The following is a 24,244-nucleotide window of genomic DNA, read 5'->3' as shown; positions in this document are numbered from 1 at the left end:
CACGCGACTGATCTGGATCAAGGACGTTGCGCCAGGCGAGGGCGCAGCATGCGCGTCTTCGTCATCCGTGGACATGCGATGCAACTGGTCTGCCCGGCCGGCAACCTGCCGGCGCTGAAAGCTGCGATCGAGCACGGCGCCGATGCGGTCTATGTCGGATTCCGCGACCAGACCAATGCGCGCGCATTCCCGGGACTCAACTTCAGCGAAGCCGAACTGCGCGACGGCATCGCCCACGCGCATGCGCGCGGCCGCAAGGTCTACATCGCGCTCAACACCTATCCGGACAGCGCCCGCGTCGCCCACTGGTTCGCCGCGGTCGATCGTGCCGCCGAATTCGGCGCCGACGCCATCATCGCGGCTGAAATGGCCGTGCTCGACTACGCCGCGCGCACACATCCGTCGCTGCCGCGGCATCTGTCGGTGCAAGGTTCGGCGACCACGGCCGCGGCCCTGATCTACATGCACGAACGCTTCGGCATCAGCCGCGCCGTGTTGCCGCGCGTGCTGTCGATCCAGCAGGTCGAACGCGTCTGCGCCACCTCGCCGGTGCCGCTCGAAGTGTTCGCGTTCGGCAGCCTGTGCATCATGGTCGAAGGTCGCTGCCAACTGTCTTCCTATGTCACCGGCGCCTCGCCCAATCGCCACGGCGTGTGCTCCCCCGCGCGCTTCGTGCGTTGGGACGAGGCGCCGGATGGCACCCGAACGGTGCGTCTGAACGGGGTGCTGATCGACCGTTTCCAGGCACACGAGTCCGCCGGCTACCCGACTGTGTGCAAGGGTCGCTTCGACGTGAACGGCGAAGTCTTCCACGCACTCGAAGAACCGACCAGCCTGAATACGATCGAATTGATTCCGCGTCTGGCGCAGGCAGGTGTCGCGGCACTGAAGATCGAGGGCCGACAGCGCGGTGTCGCCTACGTCGGCGCCGTCGCGCGCACCTGGCGCAATGCGATCGATCGCTATCGCAAGGACCGCGATCACTGGCAGGTCGATCCGGCCTGGCAGACGGCGCTGTCCGCACTGGCCGAAGGTCATCAGACCACGCTCGGCCCCTATCACCGCGCCTGGCACTGACATGCAATTGAGCTTGGGACCACTGCAGTATTTCTGGGCACGCGATCGCACGCTGGCCTTCTATCGCGAGGCGGCGACCTGGCCGCTGGACCGCATCCATCTCGGCGAAACCGTGTGCAGCAAGCGCCGCGAGCTCGGCACCCGAGACTGGATCGCGCTCGCGGAACAACTTGCTGCCAGCGGCAAGCAGATCGTGCTGTCGACGCTGGCGCTGATCGAGGCGGAATCCGAGCTTGGCGCCCTCCGCCGCATCGTCGACCACAGTCGATTCCTGATCGAAGCCAACGACCTCAGCGCCGTGCAATATTGCCGCCAACGCGGCCTGCCCTTCGTCGCAGGGCCAACGCTGAACATCTACAACGCGCAGGCGCTGTCGCTGCTGATCGAGGATGGCCTGCGCCGCTGGGTCCCCGGCGTCGAACAAGGCCACGATCTGATCGCGGAACTGCGCATGGCGACGGGCGAACTCGGCCAGCGCATGCCGGAGCTGGAAGTGATCGCCTGGGGGCGTCTGCCGCTGGCCTTCTCGGCGCGCTGCTTCACCGCACGCGCGCTCGACCTCGCCAAGGACGACTGCGGTTTCCGCTGCATCGAGCATCCGGATGGCTTGCCGCTCGCGACGCGCGAGGGCGAACGCTTCCTGCGCATCAACGGCATCCAGATCCAGGGCGACGAGATCACCGATCTCGCGCCGGAAATCGCCGAACTGCGCGCCCTCGGCGTCGATGCGCTGCGCCTGTATCCGCAGCATGAAGGCATGGCCGAGGTCGTCACGCGCTTCCGCGCCGCGCTCGACGCGGACGCGCCGATCGAACGGGTCGGTGCGGTCAACGGCTACTGGCGCGCGGCGCCCGGCAAGCCCGGACTGCCGCTGCAGCCAGCCTGATCAAGCGCGCGCGAACACCAGTGTGGCGTTGGTGCCGCCGAAGCCGAAGCTGTTCGACATCACCGTGTTCAGGCGTGCTTCGACACGTTCGCGCAGAATCGGAAAACCGGCCGCGCGTTCGTCGATCTGCTCGATGTTTGCCGACGCAGCCATGAAACCGTCGCGCATCATCAGCAGACAATAGATGGCCTCGTGCACGCTGGCCGCGCCGAGCGAATGCCCGGACAGTCCCTTCGTCGACGACAGCGGCGGCACGCGGTCCCCGAACACGGCGCGCACCGCATTCAATTCGACGATGTCGCCGAGTGGCGTCGAGGTGCCATGGGTGTTCAGGTAATCGATCGACGCGGTCACATCCGCCAGCGCCATTTGCATGCAGCGCACCGCGCCCTCGCCGCTCGGCGCGACCATGTCGACGCCGTCCGAGGTCACGCCATAACCGACGAGCTCGGCATGGATGCGCGCGCCGCGGGCGACGGCGTGGCCCCAGTCTTCGAGCACGAGCATGCCGCCGCCACCGGCAATCACGAAGCCGTCGCGGTCGGCGTCGTACGGACGCGAGGCACGCGAGGCGTCGTCATTGCGCTTGCTCGACAACGCACCCATCGCATCGAACTGGCAGCTCAGTCCCCAGTGCAGTTCTTCGCCGCCACCGGCGAACATCAGGTCCTGGCGACCGGCACGGATCAGGTCGGCCGCCGCCCCGATGCAATGCGCCGAGGTCGCGCATGCCGCCGCGATCGAGTAGCTCACACCCTGGATCGCGTACGCCGTCGCGAGCGTGGCCGAGACGGTCGAACACATCGTGCGCGGCACCATGTACGGGCCGACGCGACGCACGCCTTTTTGGCGCATCAAGTCACCGGCCTCGATCTGCCATTCGGCCGAGCCACCACCGGACCCGGCGATGACGCCGACGCGCGGGCTACTGATCTGTTCCGCGCTCAGTCCGGCATCGGCGATGGCGTCGCGCATCGCAACATGCGCATACGCGGCCGCGTCGCCCATGAAGCGCTTCTGCTTGCGGTCGATGGCGCCATCGAGGTCGATATCGCAGGCGCCGCCGACCTGGCTGCGGAAGCCGCGTTCGGCGTAATCGGGCAAATGGCGGATGCCGCTGCGGCCTTCGCGCAACGAGGTCGAGACGTCATCCAGCGTATTGCCGAGGCACGAGACGATGCCCATGCCGGTCACCGCGACGCGACGCATCAGAAACCGTCGGTTGATGTGAACAGACCGACGCGCAAATCGTTCGCGACGTAGATCTCGCGACCATCGACCAGCATGCGGCCGTCGGCGATGACCATCGCGAGCTTCTGCTGCATCACGCGGCGCACGTCGATTTCATAGGTGACGAGCTTGGCGTCGGGCAACACCTGGCCGGTGAACTTGACGTTGCCGACGCCGAGCGCGCGACCGCGGCCCGGCAGGCCCTGCCACGACAGGTAGAAACCGGTGAGCTGCCACAGGGCATCGAGGCCGAGGCAACCCGGCATCACCGGATCGTCCTTGAAGTGGCAGTTGAAGAACCAGAGGTCCGGCTTGACGTCGAGCGCCGCGCGCACGATGCCCTTGCCGTAGCGACCCGCACTCTGCGCGATCTCGGTGATGCGATCAAACATCAGCATCGGCGGCGCCGGCAACTTGGCATTGCCCGGACCAAAAAAATCACCACGCGCGCACGCGATCAACTGCTCGAACGAGAGCGAGGAAGGAAGCTTCATCGGAAGACCTGCGATCAGAGAGAAGACGATTCTGACCGCTAGTAAACGCGTCTTCGGTGACACGCGTCAAACACATTCGCCATACGCATGCGTAGCGTGCGGGGGCGTATGGACTCGCACGAACGATCGTTCTGGCACGGTCGTTCGACGGTGGCGCTTGGGGGGTGCCGGGTTTCGCTTCGCTCAACCCAGCCTACGACCGATCGCGGCGTCTACCTTGCAAGACGCGGATCAATCCAGAAGGGGCCGAGGTCAACCTCGGCGAGGTGGGTGGTGGCTTGTCTGTGGCGTGGATTGATCAGGTAGTTGTAGGCGTGCGGCAGGATCGCCGAGGGCACTTTGAGAAGCAGCGATTTCGAGACATCGAGCCAGGCGTTGCCGTGGGCCTGCGTGGTCGGGATATTGGCCTGCCAGCCGCTTGGCAATTGCGGCGCGAGCGAGATCGCGGCGCGCGGTTTGAGGTCGATCGCGAACAGGCGCAGCGTGGTCGGCATCTGCGACAGGTCGATGCGCAGGTGCGCGAGCACTTCGAGCGTGGCCAGTGCCGGATGTTCGGCGGCGAACAGCACGTGACGCGGCGCGTGATGCCAGCGACTGTCGGCATAGGTACCGCCGATGCCGCTCAGACCGCGATAGCGCGAGATGCGCCACAGCCGCATCAGGGCATGCCGTATTCGACGCGCAGCAAGATCGATTCGACGATGCGGGCGCCGGACTCGGTAATCGCAAGCGCGAGCGGTGACATCGGCGGCTCGCCGGAAACTAGAGCCCGCGGCGTACTCAGCCACGCCCTCGCCTTCGCCTCGTCGCCGAACAGGCTTTCCGCGAGCGACGTGATGCGTGCGAGACGCATCATCCGCTCGGATTCGTCCACGGTCAGCAGCTGGTTGTGCTCGACCCGCCGCCGCAACGTGCTCTCCGGGGCGATCAGTTTCGGGTCAACGACACGCTTCTCGGCAAACCCGAGCGCTGCCCGCGCCGGCAAGCCTTTGCGGACCAAGGCCAGCACGTCGGCTTCGCTTTCGATCTTGCGCCCGACCAGTTGCCCCATGCGCACGTAGGGACTGGCGGCCGCCGGCTCGGCGACGGCCACGTCCGCGGACTTCTTTCGGGAGTAGTTCATGACTTCCTCCATCTGGAGGAGCATCATCCGCCAACTGGCGGAGGAGTCAAGAACGCTTCAAACTGACCGCAACTGCTCGTCGAGCGAGCGCGTCCGATCGGTGACCTCGTTGCCGGTGTGACGCGTCGACTTCTTCTCGATCAGGAGGATGTGGCATTCCTCCTCGGCGACCGGGTTGTGGCGCACGCCTCTCGGGACGACGAAGACATCCCCGGCATTCAGCACGACGCTGCGGTCTTCCATCTCGATGCGCAGACGGCCGTGCAGCACATGGAAGAGTTCGTCCTCGTCGTCGTGGCTGTGCCAGCACAAGGTGCCGTGCACCTTCGCAACCTTGACGTAGGCGTCGTCGAGTTCGGCGACGACGCGCGGCGACCAGAGTTCGGTCAGCGATGCGGCGATCTGGGCGGGACAAACGGGGTCGCTCATGACGAGCGAGTGTCGATCCAAACCAGGCAACGGACAAGACCAGCGGCATCGGCCACTGTTCAGGCACCCGACATCGATGCACCCGCTTCGGCCACATCGCGCTTCCGGATCGCGGCATTGGCGGATTCGGGCACCGGCAGCGACGACCAATGGTGTGCGCCGAGGCTGTCGCGACGTGCCGCTGCGGCATCCAACATGGCCAATGCGACGCGGCCCTGGCTGCTGCGTGCAAGCTCCGGATCCGCAGCGATGCGCTTGCGTGTCGCGACGATGCGCGCATGCACGCGCACCGGACCCAGCACATCCCCCAGGCAACGCCGCAACCCGCCCAGCCGATGAGCGGCCAGCAACGGACCGGCGTCCGCGACCCACAACGTGCGTCGCGCCGGATTGGCCGTGAGCGGCGCCCCCGCCAGCGCGGCATGGGCACCGACGCGACGACCGAACACGACCCCTTCGAGCAACGAGTTGCTGGCCAGGCGGTTGGCGCCGTGCACGCCGTTGCAAGCCACTTCGCCCACCGCATACAAACCCGGCACGCTGCTGTGGCCATCGAGATCGACGTCGATGCCGCCCATATGGAAGTGCGCGGCGGGCCGGATCGGCAACGGCTGCGTGCGCGGATCAAACCTGTGCGCGCGGCTCTGCGCCAGCACGGTCGGGAAGTCGCGCTCCCAATTCAGCCCGAGGTGTTCGCAACGCAGGAACGCGCCTCGGCCATCGCGCAATGCCGTTGCCACGGTGCGCGCCACGATGTCGCGCGGCGCGAGATCGGCGCGTGCATGCAGACCTTGCATCAAGGCACGACCGTCACGATCACACAGCGTCGCACCCGCGCCGCGCAAGGCTTCGGTGAGCAGCGGCAACTGCACTTGATCCGGCACATCCAGCGCCGTCGGATGGAACTGCACGAATTCGAGATCGCGCAGCAGCGCGTGCGCCGCGAGCGCCAGGGCGAGTCCGCGGCCCTGTGCCGACGGCGGATTGGTCGTGGCCGCGAACAAGCCGCCGATGCCGCCGGTGGCGAGCACCACCGCCGATCCGGTCAGACCGTGTTCCTGACCCGAGTTGGTGCGCAAACGCACGCCGGCGACCACATCGCCGCGCATCAGCAGGCCGTCGACGTCGACGCCGCTGCGCCATTGCACGTGCCGTGCCGCGCGCACGCGTTCGCCGAGCACGGCGAGGACGCGGGCGCCGGTCGCATCGCCGCCGGCATGCACGATGCGCGCGCAACGATGGCCACCTTCACGGCCGAGGGCCAATGCATCGGCGTGGTCGTCGACGACGTCGAAGCCCACCCCCTGTTGCCTCAGCCACTCGATCGCGTTCGGCGCCTGGCCGCAGAGATGGCGAACGGCGTCGCGATCGTTGTGCCGTGCGCCGGCGACCAAGGTGTCTTCGGCATGCGCGGCGGGCGAATCATCGCTCGCCATCGCCGCGGCGATCCCGCCCTGCGCCAGCACCGTCGCGGTATCGCCGGCGACATCGCGCACTACGCGCGTACGACTGACCAGCACGACCGGGTGCGGCGCCGCCGCCAGGGCCGCACTGAGTCCGGCGATGCCGGCACCGACGATGATGAGCGGCGCGCGCATCGAGTTCACAGGCGCTCGCGGCGCCCGACCTCGAGCATGCGTCTCAGCGCGCGACGCGCGCCTGACGCGATTTCGGCCGGCACCTGCACCTCGTGCTTCAGGTCCATCAGGCAGGCATGGATGTTCGGCAACGTGATGCGCTTCATGTGCGGACACAGGTTGCAGGGCTGCACGAAGTCGATCGCCGGAAACTGCGTGCGCAGGTTGTCGGCCATCGAACACTCGGTGATCAGCGCGACACGCTCGGGCTTCTCCTGCGCCAGCCAGCGCCCCATCGCCGAGGTCGAACCGACGAAATCGGCTTCGGCGAGCACCTCCGGCGGACATTCCGGGTGCGCGACCAGTTTCGCGTCGAAGCGTTCGCGCGCATGTCGCGCCTGCTGGGCGGTGAAGCGTTCGTGCACTTCACAGGCGCCGCCCCACAGGATCAGCTCGACCTCGGTCTGCGTCTGCACGTGCGCGCCCAGAAAACGGTCCGGCAGGAAGATGACGCGGTCGCTGCCCATGGCCTCGACCACCTGCGTCGCGTTGGCCGACGTGCAGCAGGCGTCGGACAGCGCCTTCACCGCGGCCGTGGTGTTGACATAGCTGACCACCGGAACGTCCGGATATCGCGCACGCAAGCCAAGCACATCATCGGCCGTGATCGAACTCGCGAGCGAGCACCCGGCTTCGAGATCGGGAATCAGCACGGTGCGCTCCGGCGCCAGGATCTTCGCGGTCTCGGCCATGAAGTGCACGCCGCACAACACGATGACGCGCGCGTCGCACTCGGCCGCCGCCTGGGCCAGGGCGAGCGAATCGCCGGTCACGTCGGCGACGCCGTGGAAGATTTCCGGCGACTGGTAGCTGTGCGCCATGATCACCGCGCCACGCTCGGACTTGAGCCGGCGGATCGCGTCGATCCACGGCAGGTGCAGCGGCCATTCCAGGCAAGGCAGGCGGTCACCGATTCGTGCGATCAGTCCGGCGTATTCGTGTTCCATGCCCGCTCGCCAGGAGGGTCGTGATTCGAGTGCGGCACTCATCCTTGGCCGCGCACGACCGGCCGCACTGCTTCGGGATGACGCGCGCGATGATCGTTGCGCGCCGACTGCGCGATGCGTGCCCCATGGTTGAGCACGATGCGCACGCCCAGCGGCACGTCGGCCCAGTCCAGTCGATCGAGCAGGTTGCGCGCCGTCAGGCCCAGTTCGGTATCGCCGGTCAGCACCAGGCGGCGCTGGAAGAACAGGGTATCGGCGTCTTCGAGGCGGCTGGCGAGCAGCAGCAGATCGGTGGCGCTGCCGCGCACCGTGGCATCGGCCGGGCCGTCGCCGGCTTGTATGCGGCCGTCGCGGAACAGGAAGACCCAGCGCAGCCCGAGGTCCGGCACTTCGAGGCCGAGGCGTCGGTCGCACATGAAATCGAGCGAGCCGTTCGCGATCGGCTTCGCCAACGCGCGCGCGACCAGCGTGTCGAGCACGCGGCATTGCAGTCGTTGCGGCAGCAGTTTCAGCAGCGGCGCCCAGCGTCGCGGCGGCGGCAGCCAGCGCCAGCGGTCGGACGCGGATTCTTCGCGGATCGGCGTGAGGTCGGTCATGGCCGCGATCATCGACGCCGACGCCATCGCTTCGCCTTGATCCGCATCAGGCGCGAGCCCTTGCGCCTGACGCGCGACACCGACGACGCCCGCCATCAGGCGGTCCACCGCGGTCGGCGCGAGGTCGAGCTGCGCACCGAGTCGCCGCGCACGATCGCGTACTTCGATCTCGCGACCTGGATCGCGGCGCGGCGCACCCGACGCGTCCTTGGCCCGCATCGCGGCCAGCACGAGGCGCTGGCGCACCGCCAGTAGCAGGACGAAGGCATCGTCGACGTGGTCAATGCCGGTTCGGATGCGCACAAGTGAGTCCTCGGTGCCCATGCGCGTGCCCACGCGATGCCGAGCATCGCTTCGAGACCGCATTGCAGCGGCGGCGCCGGCGCTCCGCCTTGACTCAAGTCAGGACGACTGGCTCAGTTGGGCAAGCGCCGGATCTTCGCGCCGAGCATGCCGAGCTTTTCCTCGATGCACTCGTAGCCGCGGTCGATGTGATAGACGCGGTCGACGGTGGTATCGCCCTTCGCGACCAGACCCGCGAGCACGAGGCAGGCGGAAGCGCGCAGGTCGGTGGCCATGATCGGTGCGCCGGTCATCGCCGGAACGCCGCGGATGATCGCGGTATTGCCTTCGACGCGGATGTCGGCGCCGAGACGCTGCAGTTCCTGGACGTGCATGAAGCGGTTCTCGAACACCGTTTCGGTGACCACGCCGACGCCCTCGGCGACCGTGTTCAGTGCGACGAACTGCGCCTGCATGTCGGTCGGGAAAGCCGGATAAGGCGCAGTCGTCAGCGTGATGGCCTTGGGACGATTGCCGCGCATGTCGAGCTCGATCGTGTCTTCGCCGACATTGAGGTGTGCGCCGGCCTGTTCGAGCTTGGCGAGCACTGCGTCCAGGGTGTTCGGCCGCGTCTTCTTCAACAACACGCGACCGCTGGTGATGGCGCCGGCGACCAGGAAAGTGCCGGTCTCGATGCGGTCGGGCAGCACGTCGTAGTGCGTCCCGTGCAGGCGCTCGACGCCCTGGATGGTGATGGTGTTCGTGCCCGCGCCGGCAACTTGGGCGCCCATCGCATTCAGGCAGTTCGCGAGATCGACCACCTCGGGTTCCTGCGCCGCGTTCTCGATGATCGTGGTGCCGCTGGCCAGCGCCGCCGCCATCATGATGTTCTCGGTGCCGGTGACGGTGACCAGGTCCATCACCACGCGCGCGCCCTTCAGTCGCTTGGCCTTGGCGTGGATATAGCCGTTTTCGACGGTGACCTCGGCGCCCAGCGCTTCCAGTCCGCGAATGTGCTGGTCGACCGGACGCGAGCCAATCGCGCAACCGCCCGGCAGGGAGACGTGCGCTTCGCCATAACGCGCGACCAGCGGCCCGAGCACGAGGATCGATGCGCGCATCGTCTTCACCAGGTCGTAGGGCGCGTGGAAATTGTTCGTCTGGCGCGGATCGACGTGGATCTTCATGCGTTCATCGATGATGAACTGGACGCCCATCTGGCCGAGCAGCTCCATCGTCGTGGTCACGTCGTGCAGATGCGGCACATTGCCGATGCTAATCGACTCGTCGCAGAGCAGCGTGGAGGCGAGGATCGGCAGCACCGCGTTCTTCGCGCCGGAAATCCATACTTCGCCATTGAGCGGCTCACCGCCGCTGATCACGATCTTGGCCATGCGTATTCCTTGAGATTGATTGAACCGCTGCGCGACGCGTCAGGCGTGGCCGGCTTCGTCCGGCGTCAGCGTCTTCAGGGCCAGCGCGTGGATTGCGCCGCCCATCAGGTCGCCGAGCGTCGCGTAGACCATGCGATGCCGTGCCAATGGCAGCTTGCCGGCGAAGGTCGCACTGACCACGCGCGCCTCGAAATGCACGCCGTCCTCACCCTGCACGCTCACCTGCGCATCGGGAAGACCTTGTTCGATCAAAGCACGGATTCGGGCGGCGTCCATGGACAGTCGGGGCAGTTTCGCGGGCGTCAGGTGTCGTTCGGGCGACACCGGCGGCTTGCGGCTAGAATGAGGGCCGCGAAGTCTAGCCGATTCCGTCCAACGGGACGAGCACGACCGCCCCCCAGCGCCCGGGAAACCATGTGAACGCCCAACTCAAGCCGGTTTCGCCGGCACCGATGCATCCGATGCTCGATCCAGATCGACTGTCCGCCAGCGCCCGCCGTGTCTTCGACATCGAGGCCGATGCCATCCGCGGACTGTCGGCCCGGATCGACGCCAGCTTCTTCCGCGCCTGCGCGCTGATGCTCGACTGCACCGGACGCATCGTCGTTTCCGGCATGGGCAAGTCCGGGCACATCGCCAACAAGATCGCGGCCACGCTCGCCAGCACCGGCACGCCGGCCTTCTTCGTCCACCCGGCCGAGGCCAGCCATGGCGACCTCGGCATGATCACCGACAAGGACGTGGTGCTCGCGCTCAGCAATTCCGGTGAAACCGATGAGCTGCTCGCGATCCTGCCGCTGATCAAGCGCCAGGGCATTCCGCTGGTGGCGATGAGCGGCAACCCGAATTCCTCGCTCGCCCGCCTCGCCGACGTGCATGTCGATGTCAGCGTGCCGGTCGAAGCCTGCCCGCTGAACCTGGCGCCGACGTCCAGCACCACCGCGACCCTGGTCATGGGCGACGCACTCGCCATCGCCCTGCTCGAAGCACGCGGCTTCACCGCCGACGACTTCGCGCGCTCGCATCCGGCCGGTTCGCTGGGCCGAAAGCTGCTGCTGCGCATCAGCGACATCATGCACGCTGGCGAACAAGTGCCGAGCGTTGCGAGCGGATCCAGCGTGTCCGATGCGCTGATCGAGATGACCCGCAAGGGCCTTGGACTGACCGCCGTGGTCGACGTCGACCATCGGGTGCTCGGGGTGTTCACCGACGGCGACCTGCGCCGCACGCTCGACGACGCCGAGATTGACCTGCGCGGCACCACGGTCGACGCGATCATGACCGCGCGCGCCAAGACCATCACTTCCGACAAGCTCGCGGTGGAAGCGGCGCGACTGATGGAAGACTTCAAGATCCACGCCCTGCTCGTCGTCGACAGCGCCGGCAAGCTGGTCGGTGCCCTGAACATCCACGACCTGCTGCGCGCGCGCGTGGTCTGATCGATGACGTCCTGGTCGCCGCTGACCGATCTTCCCGACCATGTCCGCGACCGCGCAGCGCGCGTGCGCCTCGTCTGTTTCGATGTCGACGGCGTGATGACCGATGGCGGTCTCTACTACAGCGATGTCGGACACGAAGCCAAGCGCTTCCACGTGCTCGACGGACTCGGCCTGAAGATGCTGCTGGAGTCCGGCGTGCATGTCGCGGTCATCACCGCGCGCGATACGCCGGCGGTCGCCCAGAGGATGCGCGACCTCGGCATCCGCCACGTGTTTGCCGGCGTGCCCGACAAGCGGGCGCGCATGCTGGCCTTGGCGGCAGAACTCGGGCTCGGCATCGAGGACGTCGCCCATGTCGGTGACGACCTGCCCGATCTCGGCATCCTGTCCACCGTGGGCTTCGCGATCACGGTCGCGAATGCGCATCCGTCGATCGTCGGCGTCACACACTGGCAAACCCGCCGTCACGGCGGCGACGGCGCGGTGCGGGAAGTCTGCGACGTGATCCTGGCCGCGCGTGGCCTGCTCGACGCTGCGGTCGCACGGTTCCGCCCATGAGTCGACTTCAGGCTCTCGTCGCCGTGATGCTCGGGTTGATCGCCGCAGCGACCGGCTGGATGCTGTTTCGTGACTTCGACAAGATCAAGCCCGACCGATTCTCCGGCCCGTCGCGACCCAGCTACGAACTGGTGGATTTCGAACTCGATGCCTTCGACGAACAAGGCGCCATCGCCTTCCGCGCCAAGGCACCGCGACTGCTGCACGACGAGCGCGTCAAGGGCATGGCCCTGACCGCGCCGGTGTTCCGGCTATTTGGCGAGAACGGACAAAGCTGGCAGGCACGCAGCGCGACCGCATGGATCGACACCAAGGCCAAGCGCATCGACCTCGACACCGATGTCGCCGTCACCCGCGACATCGACGATGCCGCACAGGCCTGGTCGTTGACGACGGAACGACTGGTCGCTCACACCGAAACACGCCTGATCGAGACCGACCGCGTGGTCGAGGTGCAGCAACCCGGCTCTATACTGCGCGGCCGCGGTCTCTCGGCCGACCTCAACGACAAGACGTTCGAACTCAAGGCGGATGTGCATGGCAGTTTTGCTCCGAAGCGCTAGCGCGCTGCTCGTTTCCCTACTGGCGGCCCTGCCCGCGTTCGCCGCCAAGGCTGATCGTGACCAGCCGATGCAGGTCGGCGCCGAACACTCGCAGACCAGCGAAAAGACCGGCATCACGGTGCTCACCGGCGATGTCCGCATCGACCAGGGCTCGCTGCTGATCCGTGCCGAGCGCGGCGAATTCGAACAGAAGGAAGGCGAAGTCAGTCGCGTCGTTCTTGATGGCTCGCCCGTGCATCTTGAGCAGGACATCGACCAGCAGGGACGTCTGAAGGCGGATGCGAAGCGCATCGAATACCTGTTGTCCGAACAGAAGGTGGTGATGACCGGCGGCGTCCGTATCGAGCGCCCGCGCGGCCTGCTGACCGGCGAACGCGTCATCTACCACCTCGACAGCGGCGAGATGGAGGCCGGCGAGCCCGGCGGTCGCGTCAACATGACGATCGCACCGAAGCCGAAAACGCCGAAAGCCGCGGTGCCGGCCACCCCCGAAGCGCCGAAATCCTGATGCTGTCGGCGCGTCACCTGAAGAAGCGTTACAAGGACCGGGAAGTCGTCTCCGACTTCTCGCTGCAGGTCGCACCCGGCGAATGCGTCGGCTTGCTCGGCCCGAACGGCGCCGGCAAGACCACCTGCTTCTACATGATCGTCGGCCTGATCGGCGCCGACGCCGGCGCCATCCTGCTCGACGACACCGACCTCAGCACGATGCCGATGCACGAACGCGCGCGCCGCGGCGTCGGCTATCTGCCGCAGGAACCATCGGTGTTCCGTTCGCTCAGCGTCGAAGACAATTTGCTCGCGGTGCTCGAACTGCGCCCCGGACTGAACCGCAAGCAGCAGCGCGACGAAATGGAAGCCCTGCTCGCCGACCTGCAGATCGCCCACGTGCGCAAGCAGAAGGGCCAGAGCCTGTCCGGTGGCGAGCGCCGGCGCGTCGAGATCGCACGCGCGCTCGCCGCGAAGCCGCGCTTCATGTTGCTCGACGAACCCTTCGCCGGTGTCGACCCGATCTCGGTATCGGAAATCCAGCGCATCGTCGCGCATCTCAAGGACCGTGGCATCGGCGTGCTGATCACCGACCACAATGTTCGCGAGACGCTCGGCATCTGCGACCGCGCCTACATCCTGCACGCCGGCACCGTGCTTGCCGAAGGCAAACCGTCGGAGATCCTCGTCCATCAGCGCGTGCGCGAGGTTTATCTCGGCGAGAAGTTCACGATCTGAAGAATTGTGACGTCGCGCATGCGCCGCGAAAGGTCCGGCAGGCAGAATCCGCACTCTTGATCACGATTCGCCCCCGAGCCTCATGCTGATCTGGCTGGCCTCCTATCCGCGCAGCGGCAATACCCTGTTGCGCATCCTGCTCAATCGCGGTTTCGGCCTCGAAACCCTCTCGCTCTACGACGACCATTTCGAGGGCGGCTACGACCGCGTGTTCCAACAGGTGGTCGCACACCGCAAGCACGGGCTGTCCCGTGACGAGATCCGCGCCGCGGCCGCAGCCTTGCCGACGATCGTCTTCATGAAGACGCATGAGCTGCCCGACGACGACGCCAAGGCGATCTGCATCGTTCGCGACGGTCGCGCTTCGGTGGTGTCGTACTACCACTATCGTCGCGACATCGCCGGCGAGGACGTCCAACTCGCCGACGTCATCAAAGGCGATGTCTGGGGCGGCGACTGGTCGTCGCACGCCCGTGCCTGGGCGCTCTCGGGTCGAGCGAACACGCTGGTGCTGCGGTATGAAGACATTGTTGCCGACCCCGAACAGGCATTGCGGCGGATCGCCGAATTCAGCGACCTGCCGGCACCCGCAGCCGTCGCCGACGTCGACTTCGCGTCGCTGCATTCCGCCATGCCGCAGTTCTTCCGCACGGGTTCGAACAGCATGAACATCGCCGAATTGCGCGGCGCCGACCTCGCGTTGTTCTGGGAACGGCATGGCCAGACCATGAGCGAACTCGGCTACCCCGGGAAATAAGCCAACGCGTTGCGCTTGGCGAAATCGTGGAATTGCGTAGAATCGACTGGAATGAATCTTGCTTCCAGGCCGCACGGAGGGCCGCCCCAGCGTGGTCAAAGCCGCTCTCCAGATCGGACTCAGCCAAAGCCTGAAACTGACGCCGCAGCTCACGCAGGCGATCAAGCTGCTGGCCATGTCGACGCTGGAACTGGAGCTGGAGGTCACCCACCTGCTCGAATCGAACCCGGTACTGGAACGCGAGGAAGACCTGCCTGCGGACGACTTCGGCGATAGTCCCGAGCCGTCCGATGAGCGCGAGCCCGAGCCGACCGACGATATCGACGACCAGTTGGACCTGCAGGACTTCGAAACCTTCAGTGACTGGAGCGAACCGGGGTCCGGCGGCCATGCCGGCGAAGACGGCGAACGTGAACTCGCCGCCGAGGCACCCGATCTGCGCGCCGAGCTGGCCTGGCAACTCGCCCTGCGTCCCCTGTCCGAGCGCGATCGCGCCATTGCCGCAGCGCTGGTCGATGCAATTGGCGAAGATGGCTACTTGCATGAGGACGATGCTGGCATCATCGCCGCACTTCCCGCAGACTGGCAGGTCACGCCAGAAGACATCTCGGTGCTGCGCTGCCTGTTGCAGCAGTGCGACCCTCCCGGTGTCGGTGCGCGCAACCTGCGCGAATGCCTGCAATTGCAATTGCGTCAGCAGCCCGCATGCGCCGCTCGCGACCTTGCGTTGCGGATTGTCGCGGAACACCTCGACACCCTGCCGAAGACCGATGCCCAGCAACTGGCACGTCGACTCGGCGTCAGCGCGGCGGAGATCGATTCGGCACTGCGCCTGATCCGCAGCCTGAATCCGCGCCCCGGAGAACGCCCGGTCGACAGCGAAGGCGATGCCGTTGTCCCCGATCTGGTCGCGCGCAAGCTCAACGGTCGCTGGCGCGTGCAATTGAACCCGGGCAGTGCGCCGGCCATCGGGATCAACCGCCACTACGAACGCATGGCCGCGGAGTCGAGGGGCGAGACCGGGAACTACCTGCGCGGCCGCCTGCAGGAAGCGCGCTGGCTGATGAAAAGTCTGGCGCAGCGCGGCGATACCTTGCTGAAGGTCGGCAACGCCATCGTGCGTGAACAGGGCGCTTTTCTGGATTACGGCCCGGAAGCACTGCGCCCCCTCACCTTGCGCGCGATCGCAGAGGAGGTCGGCCTGCACGAATCGACCATTTCCCGCGCCACCACCCGCAAGTACATGGCGACACCGCGCGGCGTGTTCGAACTCAAGCGCTTCTTCTCCAGCGGGGTTGCCACCAGCGAGGGGGGTGAAGCGTCGGCCACGGCGATCCAGGCGATGATCCGCAAGCTGATCGATGCCGAAAGCAAAGCCCGACCGCTCAGCGACCAGTCGCTGATGGAATCATTGAAACACGCCGGCATCCAGGTTGCGCGACGCACGGTCGCCAAGTACCGTGAGGCCATGAATATCCCTTCGTCCAGCGACCGGTTGCGCAAGGCATGATCGAGACGTGAATTCGTCGATGCCTCCCTTCCGATCGCGAACGCCGACCCCATACTTGCCTTGCCGGCGCGACAGTCACCATCGCGGCGGACTATCCGGGCGCCCATCCGCGCCCTCAATCGTTGGAGGTAGCTCATGCAACTCGAGATCTCTGGACATGGCGTTGAAGTCACTCCCGCACTGCGCGATTACGCGACGGAAAAGCTGCAACGCGTCGAACGCCACTTCGATCATCTGACCAATGTGCACGTCGTGCTGGGACTGGAAAAGCTCCTGCACAAGGCCGAAGCCACGATCAACTCCACCCAGAAGCAGATCCACGCCGAGGCAGAGGCCAGCGACATGTACGCGGCCATCGACCTGCTCAGCGACAAGCTCGACAGCCAGATCCGCAAGCACAAGGAAAAGCTGACCGACCATCATCGCGCCGAAGCGCAAGTCCGCAAGACCGGCACCTGACCGCCTTTGCGCTGGCCGCAGCGTGCGGCCAGCGCCTTCCGCAACCCGGAACCCCGACCGACGATGCGCCTAAGCCGCCTGCTCTCGCACGACCGCATCGTGCTCTCCCACCCTGCCGGCGACCGCGACGCGGTGCTTCAGCAGATCGCTGCACTGCTCGGCAGCCCCGATCATCCGCACGACGAGATCTACGCCGCATTGCGTCGCCGTGAACTCGGCAGTTCGACCGCACTCGGCGATGGCGTTGCGATCCCGCACACCCGCGTCGAACAGCTCGACAAGCCGCTCGCCGCATTCGTCAACACCCGCAATGGTGTCGATTTCCATGCCCCGGACGGCCTGCCGGTTGATCTCTTCTTCGCCCTGCTCGTGCCCGCACATGCCGCCAGCGAACACCTCGCCATCCTCGCCGAATTCGCGGATTGCTTCGGCGACGCCGCCACACGCGAACGCCTGCGCCACGCGCGCACGCCGCAACGCGTCATCGACATCCTCAGCGATTCGCTGACGGGAGCCGCCGCATGATCCGGACCATCACCGCCCGGGAATTGTTCGACCAGGTCGCGGACCGCATGAAGCTGCGCTGGTCAGCCGGTCAACGCGGCGAACATCGACTGGTCGAGCCGGGCGAGAACCTGCAACGGCGGCCATCGCTGGTCGGCTATCTCAACATCATCTATCCGAACAAGGTCCAGATCGTCGGCATCGACGAACTGAAATACCTCGATGCACTCGATTCCCGCCAGCGCTGGGATACGGTGCAGAAGATCATGAACTACAAGCCCACCGCGATCGTGGTGACACGCGACCAGGCGGTACCGGCCGATCTGCGCGAGGCAGCCGAGGAGACGCAGACGCCGATCTGGGTCAGCGCCAAGCGCGGCCACGAAGTGCTGACCTACATGCAGTACCACCTGTCGCGGGCATTGGCGCGCAACACCTCGCTGCACGGGGTGTTCATGGAGGTCTATTCGATCGGCGTGCTGATCACCGGCGATGCCGGTTCCGGCAAGAGCGAACTGGCGCTGGAACTGGTCACGCGCGGGCATCGCCTGATCGCCGACGACGCACCCGAGTTCACCCTGATCGCACCCGACGTGATCGACGGCACCTGCCCGGAAATGCTGCAGGACCTGCTCGAAGTGCGCGGTCTCGGCATCCTGAATGTGCGTCAGATGTTCGGCGACACCTCGATCAAGCGGAACAAGTACCTGCGCCTGGTCGTGCATCTCGGCAAGCTCGAGGACGTGCATGCGCAGAATGACGGCATGGCGCGCCTGCAGGGCGTGACCACCACCCGCAACGTGCTGGACGTCGAGGTGCCGCAGATCACGCTGCCGGTTGCGGCCGGCCGCAATCTCGCGGTTCTGGTGGAAGCGGCGACACGCACCTTCCTGCTCAAGAGCAAGGGCATCGACCCTGCGCAAACCTTCATCGACCGCCAGGCCCACCAGATGCGTCGACTCTCGCCATGGTAGACCAGCCCCTGCATTTCACGCCGCCGCCACCGCCCCGCACGCCCGGGCAGCCGAGCGAGCGACTGATCATCGTCAGCGGCTTGTCCGGCGCCGGAAAAACCGTCGCGCTGCGCACGCTCGAAGACCTCGATTACTACTGCGTCGACAACCTGCCGACCGCCTTGTTGCCCTCCTTCGTCGATGCGGTGCGCGCGCAGGGCCACTACCCGCGACTCGCGGTCGGCGTCGACGTGCGCAATCGCCAGGACGACTTGCAGAAACTGCCGGCCATGCTCGCGCGCATCGCCCATCTCGGGCTGGCTTACCAGCTGATCTTTCTCGACACCCGCGACGACGTGCTGTTGAAGCGCTTTTCGGATACCCGCCGGCGCCATCCGCTCACGCATGACGGTCTCGCGCTGAACGACGCCATCGTGCTTGAACGCAAGTTGCTGCGACCCCTGGTGGCGATTGCCGACAAGGTCATCGACTCCTCCGACCTCAATGTGCACCAGTTGCGCCGCGTCATCGCCACTGAGTTCGGCACCCAGGGCGCCGGCCTGTCGCTGCTGTTCGAATCCTTCGCCTACAAGCGCGGTGTTCCGAGCGACGCCGATTTCGTGTTCGATGCGCGCTGCCTGCCGAATCCGCACTGGGAAGCGACCCTGCGTCCGCTGTCCGGGCGCGATGCGGCGATCCGCGACTACTTCGCGAAGTTTCCGGAAGTGGGCCATTACATCGAACAGATCCGCGGCCTGCTCGCCACCTGGTTGCCGCGTTTCGAAGCGGACCAGCGCAGCTACATCACCGTCGGCATCGGCTGCACCGGCGGCCGGCATCGCTCGGTCTACATCGTCGAACGCCTCGCCGAAGCCTTTCGCGAGACGCGCGAGCACGTCATGACCTTCCATCGGGAGCTCGAATGAGCGTCGGCGTCTTGTTGCTCACCCACAGCGGCGTCGGCCCGGGCATGCTCGGTGCGGCGCGCGGCATCGTTGGTCCACTGCCATTGAAGACCGCAGCGGTCGAAGCCGGCTTCGGCGAAGGCCCGGAACAAGTCCTGATGCGCGCTTCGGCAGCGATGCGCGAACTGGACACCGGCGCCGGCGTGCTCGTGCTCACCGACGTCTACGGCGCAACGCCGAGCAATGTCGCAGCCAAGCTCGCGAACCTGGGCGGGCGCGTACGCCGGGTCGCCGGCGTGAACCTGCCGATGCTGTTGCGGGTAATGAACTATGCGGAACAATCGCTGGACGAACTCGTCAACACCGCGACGGCTGGCGCGCGCAACGGAGTGATCGTCGACCATGCTTGAGCAGGACATCATCATCAGCAACAAGCTCGGCCTGCATGCACGTGCGTCGGCCAAGCTGGTGCAACTCGTGTCGGGTTACCGGTCCACCGTGATGCTCGGCTGCCGCGGACGCGAGATCAATGCCAAGAGCATCATGGGCCTGATGTTGCTCGCGGCCGGCATCGGCACGCCGGTCAGGCTGCGGATCGAAGGCGAGGATGAAGCTGCGGCGATGGCCGCCGTGGCCGACCTGTTCCAGCGCAAGTTCGACGAGGGCGAATGACGACCGCGCGCACCGAACTCGACGGAAACATCGCGGCCAAAGGTCTGGCGCTCGGCAGTGCGCGCGTCGTCTATTCGACCAAGATCGATGTCGAAACCGAGCCTTTGCCTGCCGCCGGTGTGCCGAACGAGGTCAAGCGTTTCGAGGGTGCATTGAAGACGGCGCGGACCGAACTCGCGAACCTCAGCGACAAGGTCAGCGGCGCGCTGGCACGCGACCTCTCGGAGATCATCGACGCGCACGCGATGATCCTCGACGATCCGGAATTCACCGACACCGTCATCGCGCTGATCCGCAAGGACCAATTGCGCGCAACGGCGGCGCTGAAGCGCCAGCGCGACCTGCTGGCCGAAGCGTTCGATGCCATCGACGACCCGTACCTGCGCGCGCGTCGCGACGATCTCGACCATGTCGTGTCGCGCGTCTACGCGGCGCTCGCTCGCGGCGGCGCGGAACCGGAACGCAAGCATTCCGCGGAAGGCCAGATCCTGGTCTGTGACACCGTGCCGCCGGCCGAACTCGCGCAATTGGCGGACAGCGGTCTGCGCGGCCTGATCTGCACCGCCAGCAGCCCGTATTCGCACACCGCCATCCTTGCGCGCGGGCTGCGCCTGCCCTTTGCCTGCGGCGTGAAGCAGGCGCTCGCGGTGGTGCACGAGGGCGACCCCATCCTGCTCGATGCCGACCAGGGCCGCATCATCGTGCGCCCGGACAACATCGACCTCAGTCGCTTCCGCACGCAGCAGAAGGAAGCGGAAAAGCTGCGCAAGCAGCGTGCACGCGTGAAGGTGACGGACGCACGCACCCGCGACGGCGTGTCGATCAAGCTGCATGTCAACGCCGAGAATGCAGACGTGATCGCGGCCGCCCGGCGCTCCGGTGCCGACGGCGTCGGCCTGTTCCGGACCGAATTCCTGTTCATGAAGCGGCGCGAATTGCCAACCGAAGACGAGCAGTTCCGCGCCTACCGCGATGGCATCGTCGCGATGGCCGGACGCCCGGTGACGCTGCGCACGCTGGACCTCGGTGCCGACAAGGCCATCGGCGGTCCGCTCGACATCGGTGCCGAGGAGAATCCCGCACTCGGTCTGCGCGGCATCCGGTACTCGCTGGCGCGCCGCGACATCTTCTCGGCGCAACTTCGGGCGATGCTGCGGGCTTCGGCCTATGGTCCGATGCGCATCCTGCTGCCGATGGTGTCGTCGGTCGAAGAGGTGCGCGAGGCGCGCGAATTGATCGAACTGTGCACCGATGAAGTGCGCCGTTCGCGCCATCCGGTCGCCGACGAGATTCCGCTCGGAGCGATGATCGAAGTGCCAGCCGCGGCCCTGGTCAGCGCCGATATCGCACGCCATGCCGACTTCCTCGCCATCGGCAGCAACGATCTCGCGCAATATGTGCTCGCGGCCGATCGCAACAATGCCGCCGTGTCGGCCAATTACGACCCGCTGCATCCGGGCTTCCTGCGCCTGCTCTATCTCGTGCTCGACAACGCGCGCCAGGCCAAGCGCCCGATCAGCGTCTGCGGCGAAATCGCCGGTGATCCGACCTACACGCCGCTGCTGATCGCGCTCGGCCTGACCGAATTCTCGATGCATCCGAGCGCACTCGCCGACGTCCGCGAAACCATCGCCACGCTGTCGCGCAAATCCCTCAAGAACAAGGCCGCCCGCCTCCTCCACGCCCCCGACCGCGCCGCGTTGGCCGAGGTCGTGGATGCGATGGCGAATGCCTGATCAACGCTCAATGCGCACCTTCGTATTTCTTCTCGCCGGCCGTCACGCGCAGGTCGAGGCGATTTTCCGGGGGCGGTAGCGGGCAGGTCGAGAAGGCGTTGAGCGCGCAGGGCGGGTTGTAGGCCTTGTTGAAGTCGATGACCAGCTTTCCGTCTTCCTTCGGCCACGGCGCGTAGACGAAGCGGCCAGGCCCATAGGTTTCCTTGCCCGAGGTGCGATCGGCGAAGATGATGAACAGATCGTCCGATCCTTCTTCGACGACTGGATAGATGCGGTACTCGCGTCCATCGCGCGTGAACGTGCCGTAGCCCGGGTTCGGCATCTCTTCGATGGTGCCGATGACGGTCTGGATGCCGAAGGACTTCGGTTCGGTATGCGGGGTCCAGTCGGCGACGATGCGCCAGCTGTCGTCCACCGGAAAATGTTCGATGCCGGTGAAATGCTTGCGTGTTGGCGCCTCCGAATCGCGTACGCGCAATGCATGTTTGTCGCCACGCTTGATGACCAGAAAGCTGACCGTGTCGACGCTGACCAGCGACGGCTTGCCGCTCACGTCAGCCGCGAGCACATGCCAGGTGCGCCCGCCTTCGCTGCGTTCGCCGCCGCTGTCGCTAACCAGGACCTGCGGTCCACCATCGGCCGCGGCAAACAGCACTTCATCGCCGCTCAGGCGAATCGTGCCGAAGTGGTCCGGCCCCGCGGCCAGTTCGATATCGTTGCCTGCCGCATGGCCAAGCGTCTGTTCGCCTTCGACCAGCCAATGCAGGCCGATCAGGCTGAGCCAGCCGTCCGGCTTCTGCAAGCGTGCCAGACGAGCGCTGCGCCACGCTTCGACATCTGCCGCATGATCGTAGGCCGGTTCTGCAGCAGCAACCGGCGTCGGCACGGTCTTCACCTCAGCGGCCTCGCGCGACGGCGTCGGCGTACAGGCCGCTAGCAGTGCACTCGCGAACAGTGGCATGGCGATCAGGGCGTTGCGCATCGTCGATCCTCGGGTTCAATGTCGTCATCGTCCGCGCTGGCTCAGCGTCCACGCTGAAACAGGCGGTCCAGGTCCTGCATCGTCCACTGCATCCAGGTCGGTCGACCATGGTTGCACTGGCCGGAACGTTCGGTGGCTTCCATCTGCCGCAGCAGCGCATTCATCTCCGGCAGCGTCAGCCGGCGATTGGCGCGTACCGATGCATGACAGGCCAGCGTCGACAGCAGTTCATTCGCGGTTTCTTCCAGACGCCGTGAACTGTCGTGCTGGACGAACTCCGCGAGCACGTCGCGCAGCAGGCGCTCGACATCGGCGCCATCCAGGAGCACCGGAATGCGCTTGATCACCACCGACGTCTCGCTGCTGCGCGCCAGTTCGATGCCGAGCTTCAGGAATTCGGCATGATGATCCTCTGCGGCATCGGCTTCGCGTCGCGTCACTGCCACGGCAGTCGGAACCAGCAACTGCTGCGAGGCGATCTCACCACAGGCCTGCTGCGCCTTCAAACGCTCATAGGTAATACGCTCATGCGCGGCGTGCATGTCGACCACGACCAGCCCATGCACATTCTGGGCGAGCACATAGACGCCATGCAGTTGCGCGATCGCGAAGCCAAGCGGCGGGATTTCCCCATCCGCCGTCGCGACGACGTCTCCGTCCAAGCGCTGTGCCAGCGTCGGCACGTCGACCGCCGCCGGCACGGCCATCGCCTCGTTGCGGCCATAGACGCTGCCATACGCCGACAAGCCCTCGCCGACGCGCAGGCCGAGCCCCGCCTGCTGCGGCACGAACGAATTCGTCGACGGCATCGGAAACGCCGGCGCGGCAATCGTCGGCGCCTGCCCGGCGCGCGTCTGCGCCAGGGCTTCATGCAGGCTGCGGAACAGGAAATCGTGGATCAGCCGCTGTTCGCGGAAACGCACTTCGGTCTTGGCCGGATGCGCATTCACGTCGACCAGCAAGGGATCGAGTTCGAGAAACAGCACGAAGGCCGCATGACGACCATGGAACAGCACATCGGCATAGGCCTGGCGTACCGCATGGGCAATCACCCGATCACGCACCAGCCTGCGATTCACATAGAAGAACTGGCGGTCGTTCTGCGCCCGTGCCGCGGTCGGCAAACCGACATAGCCGTGCAGACGCAAGCCGGCCGCCTGATGGTCGATGCGCAGACTGTGGGCGAGAAAGTCCTCGCCGAGCATCGCATCGACGCGCGATTCGGGCGACGTGCCGCTGGCCTCGTCACGCAGCAATGGCCGCCCGTTGTGCAGCAGCGTGAACGCGACTTCCGGACGCGCCAGCGCGATCGCCCTCAGCCAATCCTCGACGTGCCCGAGCTCGGTCCGCTCGGCGCGCAGGAACTTGCGCCGAGCCGGCACGTTGAAGAACAGCTCGCGCATCTCGGCGGTCGTGCCGACCGGATGCTGGGCCGGCTTGATCCGTGCGAACTGGCCGTTGTCGACGTCCAGTTCCGAGGCGTGCGGTGCCGCAGGCGTGCGCGACACCAGGCGAAATCGCGACACCGAGGCGATGCTCGGCAGCGCCTCGCCGCGAAAGCCCATGCTGCGCACCGATTCGAGATCATCGAGCGAGGCGATCTTGCTGGTCGCATGGCGGGTCAGGGCCAACGGCAGGTCATCGACCTCGATCCCGCTGCCGTTGTCGCGAACGCGCACGAGCTTGACCCCGCCCGCTTCCAGTTCGACCTCGATCCGACTGGCGCCGGCATCGAGCGCATTCTCGACCAGTTCCTTGACCACGGACGCCGGGCGCTCGATGACCTCGCCTGCGGCGATCTGGTTGATCAAGGTATCGGGCAGGGTCTGGATGCGCATCTCGGCCTCAACGGGGGCCGGACATTCTAGCGGCGTGCGCGGCCGA

General features: G+C 66.2%; 28 protein-coding genes. 16 read left to right on the top strand and 12 right to left on the bottom strand.

Features of this window, described 5'->3' with window-relative positions; all coding sequences use genetic code 11:
* Positions 1-78: 78 nt before the first annotated feature.
* Positions 79-1,077, top strand: a complete 999-nt coding sequence (locus IPP28_09500) for a U32 family peptidase (protein MBL0041253.1) — start codon at positions 79-81, stop codon at positions 1,075-1,077.
* Position 1,078: 1 nt separating this feature from the next.
* Positions 1,079-1,963, top strand: a complete 885-nt coding sequence (locus tag IPP28_09495; GenBank protein ID MBL0041252.1) for a U32 family peptidase — start codon at positions 1,079-1,081, stop codon at positions 1,961-1,963.
* Here the strand turns inward: IPP28_09495 and fabB are convergent, their stop codons facing one another.
* From fabB to IPP28_09445, 10 genes are all read right to left on the bottom strand, one after another.
* Positions 1,964-3,172 carry a beta-ketoacyl-ACP synthase I gene (fabB, locus tag IPP28_09490; protein MBL0041251.1) on the bottom strand — a complete coding sequence of 403 codons (1,209 nt, stop codon included), beginning with the start codon at positions 3,170-3,172 and terminating at the stop codon, positions 1,964-1,966. It lies immediately after the preceding gene.
* Positions 3,172-3,687, bottom strand: coding sequence for a 3-hydroxyacyl-[acyl-carrier-protein] dehydratase FabA (fabA, locus tag IPP28_09485; protein MBL0041250.1), 516 nt, complete (start codon positions 3,685-3,687; stop codon positions 3,172-3,174). The genes fabB and fabA overlap by 1 nt, the downstream gene beginning before the upstream one ends.
* Before the next feature lie 212 nt (positions 3,688-3,899).
* Positions 3,900-4,346, bottom strand: a complete 447-nt coding sequence (locus tag IPP28_09480) for an RES family NAD+ phosphorylase (GenBank protein MBL0041249.1) — start codon at positions 4,344-4,346, stop codon at positions 3,900-3,902.
* Positions 4,346-4,810: a DUF2384 domain-containing protein gene (locus IPP28_09475; GenBank protein MBL0041248.1), complete on the bottom strand. Its 465-nt coding sequence runs from the start codon at positions 4,808-4,810 to the stop codon at positions 4,346-4,348. Before IPP28_09475 ends, IPP28_09480 begins: the two co-directional genes overlap by 1 nt.
* Before the next feature lie 57 nt (positions 4,811-4,867).
* A complete protein-coding gene (locus tag IPP28_09470) occupies positions 4,868-5,239 on the bottom strand; it encodes a cupin domain-containing protein (GenBank protein MBL0041247.1) in 372 nt (123 codons plus the stop codon).
* 59 nt (positions 5,240-5,298) lie between these two features.
* A complete protein-coding gene (locus tag IPP28_09465; protein MBL0041246.1) occupies positions 5,299-6,837 on the bottom strand; it encodes an FAD-dependent oxidoreductase in 1,539 nt (512 codons plus the stop codon).
* 5 nt (positions 6,838-6,842) lie between these two features.
* Positions 6,843-7,865: a quinolinate synthase NadA gene (gene nadA / locus IPP28_09460; GenBank protein MBL0041245.1), complete on the bottom strand. Its 1,023-nt coding sequence runs from the start codon at positions 7,863-7,865 to the stop codon at positions 6,843-6,845.
* Positions 7,862-8,743 (bottom strand): SCP2 sterol-binding domain-containing protein, encoded by an 882-nt coding sequence (locus IPP28_09455; protein MBL0041244.1) that lies wholly within the window; start codon positions 8,741-8,743, stop codon positions 7,862-7,864. Before IPP28_09455 ends, nadA begins: the two co-directional genes overlap by 4 nt.
* 92 nt (positions 8,744-8,835) lie before the next feature.
* Entirely contained in the window at positions 8,836-10,095 is a 1,260-nt protein-coding gene (gene murA, locus IPP28_09450; protein MBL0041243.1) for a UDP-N-acetylglucosamine 1-carboxyvinyltransferase, read from the bottom strand.
* Positions 10,096-10,134: 39 nt separating this feature from the next.
* Positions 10,135-10,371 (bottom strand): BolA/IbaG family iron-sulfur metabolism protein, encoded by a 237-nt coding sequence (locus IPP28_09445; GenBank protein ID MBL0041242.1) that lies wholly within the window; start codon positions 10,369-10,371, stop codon positions 10,135-10,137.
* A 176-nt stretch (positions 10,372-10,547) separates the two neighbouring features.
* Between IPP28_09445 and IPP28_09440 the strand changes: the two genes are divergently transcribed.
* The 14 genes from IPP28_09440 (at position 10,548) to ptsP (ending at position 21,378) form a co-directional block, all read left to right on the top strand.
* Entirely contained in the window at positions 10,548-11,534 is a 987-nt protein-coding gene (locus tag IPP28_09440; GenBank protein ID MBL0041241.1) for a KpsF/GutQ family sugar-phosphate isomerase, read from the top strand.
* A 3-nt stretch (positions 11,535-11,537) separates the two neighbouring features.
* Positions 11,538-12,092: an HAD hydrolase family protein gene (locus IPP28_09435; protein ID MBL0041240.1), complete on the top strand. Its 555-nt coding sequence runs from the start codon at positions 11,538-11,540 to the stop codon at positions 12,090-12,092.
* Positions 12,089-12,655 carry an LPS export ABC transporter periplasmic protein LptC gene (lptC, locus tag IPP28_09430; GenBank protein MBL0041239.1) on the top strand — a complete coding sequence of 189 codons (567 nt, stop codon included), beginning with the start codon at positions 12,089-12,091 and terminating at the stop codon, positions 12,653-12,655. The genes IPP28_09435 and lptC overlap by 4 nt, the downstream gene beginning before the upstream one ends.
* Positions 12,630-13,163 carry a lipopolysaccharide transport periplasmic protein LptA gene (gene lptA, locus IPP28_09425; GenBank protein ID MBL0041238.1) on the top strand — a complete coding sequence of 178 codons (534 nt, stop codon included), beginning with the start codon at positions 12,630-12,632 and terminating at the stop codon, positions 13,161-13,163. The genes lptC and lptA overlap by 26 nt, the downstream gene beginning before the upstream one ends.
* Positions 13,163-13,882 carry an LPS export ABC transporter ATP-binding protein gene (gene lptB / locus IPP28_09420; protein ID MBL0041237.1) on the top strand — a complete coding sequence of 240 codons (720 nt, stop codon included), beginning with the start codon at positions 13,163-13,165 and terminating at the stop codon, positions 13,880-13,882. The genes lptA and lptB overlap by 1 nt, the downstream gene beginning before the upstream one ends.
* 82 nt (positions 13,883-13,964) lie before the next feature.
* Positions 13,965-14,639, top strand: a complete 675-nt coding sequence (locus IPP28_09415; protein MBL0041236.1) for a sulfotransferase domain-containing protein — start codon at positions 13,965-13,967, stop codon at positions 14,637-14,639.
* A 91-nt stretch (positions 14,640-14,730) separates the two neighbouring features.
* Positions 14,731-16,149 carry an RNA polymerase factor sigma-54 gene (locus IPP28_09410; GenBank protein MBL0041235.1) on the top strand — a complete coding sequence of 473 codons (1,419 nt, stop codon included), beginning with the start codon at positions 14,731-14,733 and terminating at the stop codon, positions 16,147-16,149.
* Between the two features lie 135 nt (positions 16,150-16,284).
* The gene (gene raiA, locus IPP28_09405) at positions 16,285-16,608 is read left to right on the top strand and encodes a ribosome-associated translation inhibitor RaiA (protein ID MBL0041234.1); all 324 of its coding nucleotides are present in this window, start codon (positions 16,285-16,287) and stop codon (positions 16,606-16,608) included.
* 63 nt (positions 16,609-16,671) lie between these two features.
* Positions 16,672-17,133, top strand: coding sequence for a PTS sugar transporter subunit IIA (locus IPP28_09400; protein MBL0041233.1), 462 nt, complete (start codon positions 16,672-16,674; stop codon positions 17,131-17,133).
* A complete protein-coding gene (hprK, locus tag IPP28_09395; protein ID MBL0041232.1) occupies positions 17,130-18,086 on the top strand; it encodes an HPr(Ser) kinase/phosphatase in 957 nt (318 codons plus the stop codon). Before IPP28_09400 ends, hprK begins: the two co-directional genes overlap by 4 nt.
* Positions 18,080-18,991, top strand: coding sequence for an RNase adapter RapZ (gene rapZ, locus IPP28_09390; protein ID MBL0041231.1), 912 nt, complete (start codon positions 18,080-18,082; stop codon positions 18,989-18,991). The genes hprK and rapZ overlap by 7 nt, the downstream gene beginning before the upstream one ends.
* On the top strand, positions 18,988-19,380 hold the full coding sequence (locus tag IPP28_09385; protein ID MBL0041230.1) for a PTS fructose IIA subunit family protein: 393 nt from the start codon (positions 18,988-18,990) through the stop codon (positions 19,378-19,380). Before rapZ ends, IPP28_09385 begins: the two co-directional genes overlap by 4 nt.
* Positions 19,373-19,642, top strand: coding sequence for an HPr family phosphocarrier protein (locus tag IPP28_09380; GenBank protein MBL0041229.1), 270 nt, complete (start codon positions 19,373-19,375; stop codon positions 19,640-19,642). Before IPP28_09385 ends, IPP28_09380 begins: the two co-directional genes overlap by 8 nt.
* Positions 19,639-21,378 (top strand): phosphoenolpyruvate--protein phosphotransferase, encoded by a 1,740-nt coding sequence (ptsP, locus tag IPP28_09375; protein ID MBL0041228.1) that lies wholly within the window; start codon positions 19,639-19,641, stop codon positions 21,376-21,378. Before IPP28_09380 ends, ptsP begins: the two co-directional genes overlap by 4 nt.
* 7 nt (positions 21,379-21,385) lie before the next feature.
* Here ptsP and IPP28_09370 read toward each other — a convergent pair whose 3' ends face one another.
* Together IPP28_09370 and mutL are read right to left on the bottom strand one after the other, a co-directional pair.
* Positions 21,386-22,360 (bottom strand): DUF1684 domain-containing protein, encoded by a 975-nt coding sequence (locus IPP28_09370; protein MBL0041227.1) that lies wholly within the window; start codon positions 22,358-22,360, stop codon positions 21,386-21,388.
* 41 nt (positions 22,361-22,401) lie between these two features.
* Positions 22,402-24,198, bottom strand: coding sequence for a DNA mismatch repair endonuclease MutL (gene mutL / locus IPP28_09365; GenBank protein ID MBL0041226.1), 1,797 nt, complete (start codon positions 24,196-24,198; stop codon positions 22,402-22,404).
* Between the last annotated feature and the right edge of the window lie 46 nt (positions 24,199-24,244).

The organism is Lysobacterales bacterium (assembly GCA_016721845.1).
GTDB lineage: Bacteria > Pseudomonadota > Gammaproteobacteria > Xanthomonadales > Ahniellaceae > JADKHK01.
Note: the sequence above shows the minus strand (reverse complement) of the source record. Positions and strands in the feature narration are given on the sequence as shown.

Excerpts from the sequence above, each read along its gene's own strand:
- IPP28_09500 (MBL0041253.1), top strand. The coding sequence starts at position 79 with ATGCAACTGGTCTGCCCGGCCGGCAACCTGCCGGCGCTGAAAGCTGCG.
- IPP28_09495 (MBL0041252.1), top strand. The coding sequence starts at position 1,079 with ATGCAATTGAGCTTGGGACCACTGCAGTATTTCTGGGCACGCGATCGC.
- fabB (MBL0041251.1), bottom strand. The coding sequence starts at position 3,172 with ATGCGTCGCGTCGCGGTGACCGGCATGGGCATCGTCTCGTGCCTCGGC.
- fabA (MBL0041250.1), bottom strand. The coding sequence starts at position 3,687 with ATGAAGCTTCCTTCCTCGCTCTCGTTCGAGCAGTTGATCGCGTGCGCG.
- IPP28_09480 (MBL0041249.1), bottom strand. The coding sequence starts at position 4,346 with ATGCGGCTGTGGCGCATCTCGCGCTATCGCGGTCTGAGCGGCATCGGC.
- IPP28_09475 (MBL0041248.1), bottom strand. The coding sequence starts at position 4,810 with ATGAACTACTCCCGAAAGAAGTCCGCGGACGTGGCCGTCGCCGAGCCG.
- IPP28_09470 (MBL0041247.1), bottom strand. The coding sequence starts at position 5,239 with ATGAGCGACCCCGTTTGTCCCGCCCAGATCGCCGCATCGCTGACCGAA.
- IPP28_09465 (MBL0041246.1), bottom strand. The coding sequence starts at position 6,837 with ATGCGCGCGCCGCTCATCATCGTCGGTGCCGGCATCGCCGGACTCAGT.
- nadA (MBL0041245.1), bottom strand. The coding sequence starts at position 7,865 with ATGAGTGCCGCACTCGAATCACGACCCTCCTGGCGAGCGGGCATGGAA.
- IPP28_09455 (MBL0041244.1), bottom strand. The coding sequence starts at position 8,743 with ATGGGCACCGAGGACTCACTTGTGCGCATCCGAACCGGCATTGACCAC.
- murA (MBL0041243.1), bottom strand. The coding sequence starts at position 10,095 with ATGGCCAAGATCGTGATCAGCGGCGGTGAGCCGCTCAATGGCGAAGTA.
- IPP28_09445 (MBL0041242.1), bottom strand. The coding sequence starts at position 10,371 with ATGGACGCCGCCCGAATCCGTGCTTTGATCGAACAAGGTCTTCCCGAT.
- IPP28_09440 (MBL0041241.1), top strand. The coding sequence starts at position 10,548 with ATGCATCCGATGCTCGATCCAGATCGACTGTCCGCCAGCGCCCGCCGT.
- IPP28_09435 (MBL0041240.1), top strand. The coding sequence starts at position 11,538 with ATGACGTCCTGGTCGCCGCTGACCGATCTTCCCGACCATGTCCGCGAC.
- lptC (MBL0041239.1), top strand. The coding sequence starts at position 12,089 with ATGAGTCGACTTCAGGCTCTCGTCGCCGTGATGCTCGGGTTGATCGCC.
- lptA (MBL0041238.1), top strand. The coding sequence starts at position 12,630 with ATGGCAGTTTTGCTCCGAAGCGCTAGCGCGCTGCTCGTTTCCCTACTG.
- lptB (MBL0041237.1), top strand. The coding sequence starts at position 13,163 with ATGCTGTCGGCGCGTCACCTGAAGAAGCGTTACAAGGACCGGGAAGTC.
- IPP28_09415 (MBL0041236.1), top strand. The coding sequence starts at position 13,965 with ATGCTGATCTGGCTGGCCTCCTATCCGCGCAGCGGCAATACCCTGTTG.
- raiA (MBL0041234.1), top strand. The coding sequence starts at position 16,285 with ATGCAACTCGAGATCTCTGGACATGGCGTTGAAGTCACTCCCGCACTG.
- IPP28_09400 (MBL0041233.1), top strand. The coding sequence starts at position 16,672 with ATGCGCCTAAGCCGCCTGCTCTCGCACGACCGCATCGTGCTCTCCCAC.
- hprK (MBL0041232.1), top strand. The coding sequence starts at position 17,130 with ATGATCCGGACCATCACCGCCCGGGAATTGTTCGACCAGGTCGCGGAC.
- rapZ (MBL0041231.1), top strand. The coding sequence starts at position 18,080 with ATGGTAGACCAGCCCCTGCATTTCACGCCGCCGCCACCGCCCCGCACG.
- IPP28_09385 (MBL0041230.1), top strand. The coding sequence starts at position 18,988 with ATGAGCGTCGGCGTCTTGTTGCTCACCCACAGCGGCGTCGGCCCGGGC.
- IPP28_09380 (MBL0041229.1), top strand. The coding sequence starts at position 19,373 with ATGCTTGAGCAGGACATCATCATCAGCAACAAGCTCGGCCTGCATGCA.
- ptsP (MBL0041228.1), top strand. The coding sequence starts at position 19,639 with ATGACGACCGCGCGCACCGAACTCGACGGAAACATCGCGGCCAAAGGT.
- IPP28_09370 (MBL0041227.1), bottom strand. The coding sequence starts at position 22,360 with ATGCGCAACGCCCTGATCGCCATGCCACTGTTCGCGAGTGCACTGCTA.
- mutL (MBL0041226.1), bottom strand. The coding sequence starts at position 24,198 with ATGCGCATCCAGACCCTGCCCGATACCTTGATCAACCAGATCGCCGCA.